At 33.1% G+C, this 3,137-nt stretch carries 3 protein-coding genes; all 3 read left to right on the top strand.

All coding sequences use genetic code 11. From position 1 onward, the window contains the following. Nucleotides 1-601 precede the first annotated feature (601 nt). Nucleotides 602-1,318, top strand: coding sequence for an iron-sulfur cluster repair di-iron protein (gene ric / locus GN105_RS11950; protein ID WP_155285626.1), 717 nt, complete (start codon nt 602-604; stop codon nt 1,316-1,318). Nucleotides 1,319-1,412: 94 nt separating this feature from the next. Next, nucleotides 1,413-1,787: a hypothetical protein gene (locus GN105_RS11945; protein WP_155285625.1), complete on the top strand. Its 375-nt coding sequence runs from the start codon at nt 1,413-1,415 to the stop codon at nt 1,785-1,787. A gap of 178 nt (nt 1,788-1,965) precedes the next feature. Next, nucleotides 1,966-2,925: a hypothetical protein gene (locus tag GN105_RS11940; protein ID WP_155285624.1), complete on the top strand. Its 960-nt coding sequence runs from the start codon at nt 1,966-1,968 to the stop codon at nt 2,923-2,925. Nucleotides 2,926-3,137 lie beyond the last annotated feature (212 nt).

Raw genomic sequence — 3,137 nt, 5'->3', positions numbered from 1 at the left:
TGCTCTTTTTAAACACGCACTAAATAATAGAACATTCGCAATTATTTTTTATCTTGATTTACCTGATTTGTACAGAGGAGCGGGAGTATTTCGAGCAACTCTATATGTGCATAGTATTTTTGAAATTAGGTAAGAAAAGCAAGTAAATTGGATAAAGCCATTGAAGCATATAACATATATAAAAAGAATAAATAAACAGTCATACTATGCTCTTAGATTTGAATAAACAACATACATTCGTATCAAAACATCATCCGATAAAACTTATTGCTACTTACTTTGATAATTCCTGGTAATTAATTGTTTATAAATTAGTTGGAAACAAACTTTTCAAATTGAAAGATGAAATCAATATAGAAATAATGGATGAAATTTATGGCTATCATATTAATGAATTATCTATTTTTAACAGACAGCTAATTTAGGAACTCGCTTTAACAAAACGACTTCGCTCTTCCTCTCATTGCGAATTAAAAATTTTGAGGTTTAAAAATCATCAAAATTTGTGGACATCAATTAAAATTATTATTTTAAAGATAAAAAGATTTGTTTATCTTTTTTTATGTTTTATATATTTGCACCAAAATTTAAAACGCTAAATATGAATTTAGAAAATAATACTATTGGAGAGATTGTAGCTCAGGATTTTAGAGCTGCCGCAATATTCAAAAAGTACGGAATTGATTTTTGTTGCAAAGGAGGGCGAACTATTACAGAAGCTTGCAAGAAAAAAGAAATCAATCAAAATCAGTTAATAAATGAGTTAAAAACCATTCCGCAAGGAGGAAATGAAAATCTGAACGTAAGTGATTGGCCTCTTGACCTTTTGGTTAACTATATCGTGCGAATGCATCATAGCTATGTACGAGAAAAAATTCCGTATTTACTGCAATTTTTAGATAAACTTTGCAAAGTTCACGGAGACAGACATCCCGAATTGCTTGAAATCAATCACCTTTTTACGGAAAGTGCTTTTGATTTGCAAAGTCATCTGGAAAAAGAAGAACAAATTCTGTTTCCTTTCATTGAAGAATTGGTAAAAGCCTCACAAAATGGTAGGAAAACGCCTGTGCCTCACTTCGGAACAGTTGCCAACCCCATCAAAATGATGGAGCACGAACATAGTGCAGAAGGTGACCGATTTAAAAAAATCGCAACACTGACAGATGGCTACACCCCACCTGCCGACGCTTGCAACACGTACAGAGTTACCTTTGCGATGCTTCAAGAATTTGAAGATAATTTACATCGACATATTCATCTGGAAAACAACATTTTATTCTCAAAAGCTGTTGCATTAGAAAAACAATTGCAATAGAAAAAACGTTGGAAATTTCGGTTTTTTTGAAATTTCCAATGTTTATTTATGGATTTAATAAAACCAATACAATATTTTTTTATTTTTGTCCTCGTTGAAAAGAAAATTTTACATAGGTATTTTATTTATAGCTTTTTCCGTACTTTATAGCAGTTTACGGATGGGTGTGTATTTTACCTATTATCTTTTGGATAATGAAGGGTTTACGGAAAATTTCTGTCAGAATCAGGACAAACCTGAAATGCATTGCGACGGAAAATGTAAGCTTGCCGATGTAGCCTCTGAAAATGAGAAAAATAACGACTTTAATTTTGAGAAATTCGCCACAGACTTCAATTGGATTACTCACGAGAATTTTTCGTATTCCATTTTTTTAAAACAACAAAATACACAACACAAATTTTACCACAGAAACCCTTATTGGGAAAAAATTCACTTTGCTATTTTTCATCCCCCTATTTTCGTGTAATTTTCTTCATTTTTGATTGATTTTTGCTATCAATATACTGATTTTGTCAGGCTGAACGAAGTCGAAGCCCCGACATTGCAAAACTCAATCTTTTAATATTTTGAAGATAAAAAATATCTTCAAGGGCATTTTTTGTCCCAAAAACAACGAAAATTATTAATTTAAATAACAATTTAAGATGAAAATAACAACATATATCACTATTTTATGTGCTTTTTTGATTGTTTCTTGTTCGAAAGACGACAAAAACATTGAAAAACCGATTGAAGAAACAAAAAATATCAGTCCTGCAGCACCTTCCGATATTCCTACACCTTCGGATAAACTTAAAGAAGTGGCAAATTTCACCGAAAATAATCACTTAATTTCCGTAAAAACTGTCAATGGAGCTTTATACACAGGATATAATGATGTTTACCTCACCATTACAGATGTAAAAACAGGTAAAGCATTGTCGGCTGAAAAAATCAATTTCCTGCCAATGATGCGTATGTACGACAATGGCGATTCGAAAAAAATCAAACATTCACATTCGTGTCCGCATACTGAAAATTTGATGCAAGTAAACGGCAATCATTATCGAGGATATGCTGTTTTTCAGATGAATACGGGCGAACTTGGACATTGGGATTTGAATTTGAATTACACCATTTCAGGCAAAGAATTTCAGGTTAAGGAACAACGCATCGAAATTCAGAAACAACCTAAAGAAAGTCATCTGAAATTTACAAGATTTAAAGGAAAAGACGGAAAAACGTACATTTTGGCACTTATCAGCCCAATGCAACACCGTATCGGGCGCAACGACAATGTTATAGCAGGTTTGTTCAAAGCGGAATCGATGGTTTCTTTTCCGCAAGCAAAAGATTTCTCGCTTTTGTTAGACCCGCGTATGCCCGGAGCTGATATGCAAAATCATTCTACACCCTTTGATGACTTCAAAGCACAACCCGACGGTTTCCACAAAGCCAATATCAACTATTCAATGAGTGGTTACTGGGAACTGAATTTCCGAATAAAAAATACTGAGGGTGAAATCATTGCGGGAACAGAAATCCCTAAAACTCCGAAAACCCAAGAAGATTTTGACACCGTTAGTGAGGTACACTTGCGAGTAGATATTCCTGAAGGAAAATAATTTTTTTAGTATGAAAAGTACGGTAAGGTCTCTTTCATATTGAAAATCTTCAAAAGAAATTGATTTTACCATACTTTTTAAAACAATCGCTACAACGAATGAAAAATATTTTTTTCGGCATATCTGTTTTGCTGTCAGGGATTTTGTTTGCCCAAAAAGTGCAAGAAAAGGATAGTGTGGTTCATCTTTCGGAAGTGATTATCAAAGGTTTG

It is taken from the genome of Capnocytophaga felis (genome assembly GCF_009684755.1).
In the GTDB taxonomy this organism is placed as follows: domain Bacteria; phylum Bacteroidota; class Bacteroidia; order Flavobacteriales; family Flavobacteriaceae; genus Capnocytophaga; species Capnocytophaga felis.
The sequence above is the reverse complement of the archived record's forward strand: the minus strand, read 5'-3'. Positions and strand labels throughout refer to the sequence as shown.

Excerpts from the sequence above, each read along its gene's own strand:
- ric (WP_155285626.1), top strand. The coding sequence starts at position 602 with ATGAATTTAGAAAATAATACTATTGGAGAGATTGTAGCTCAGGATTTT.
- GN105_RS11940 (WP_155285624.1), top strand. The coding sequence starts at position 1,966 with ATGAAAATAACAACATATATCACTATTTTATGTGCTTTTTTGATTGTT.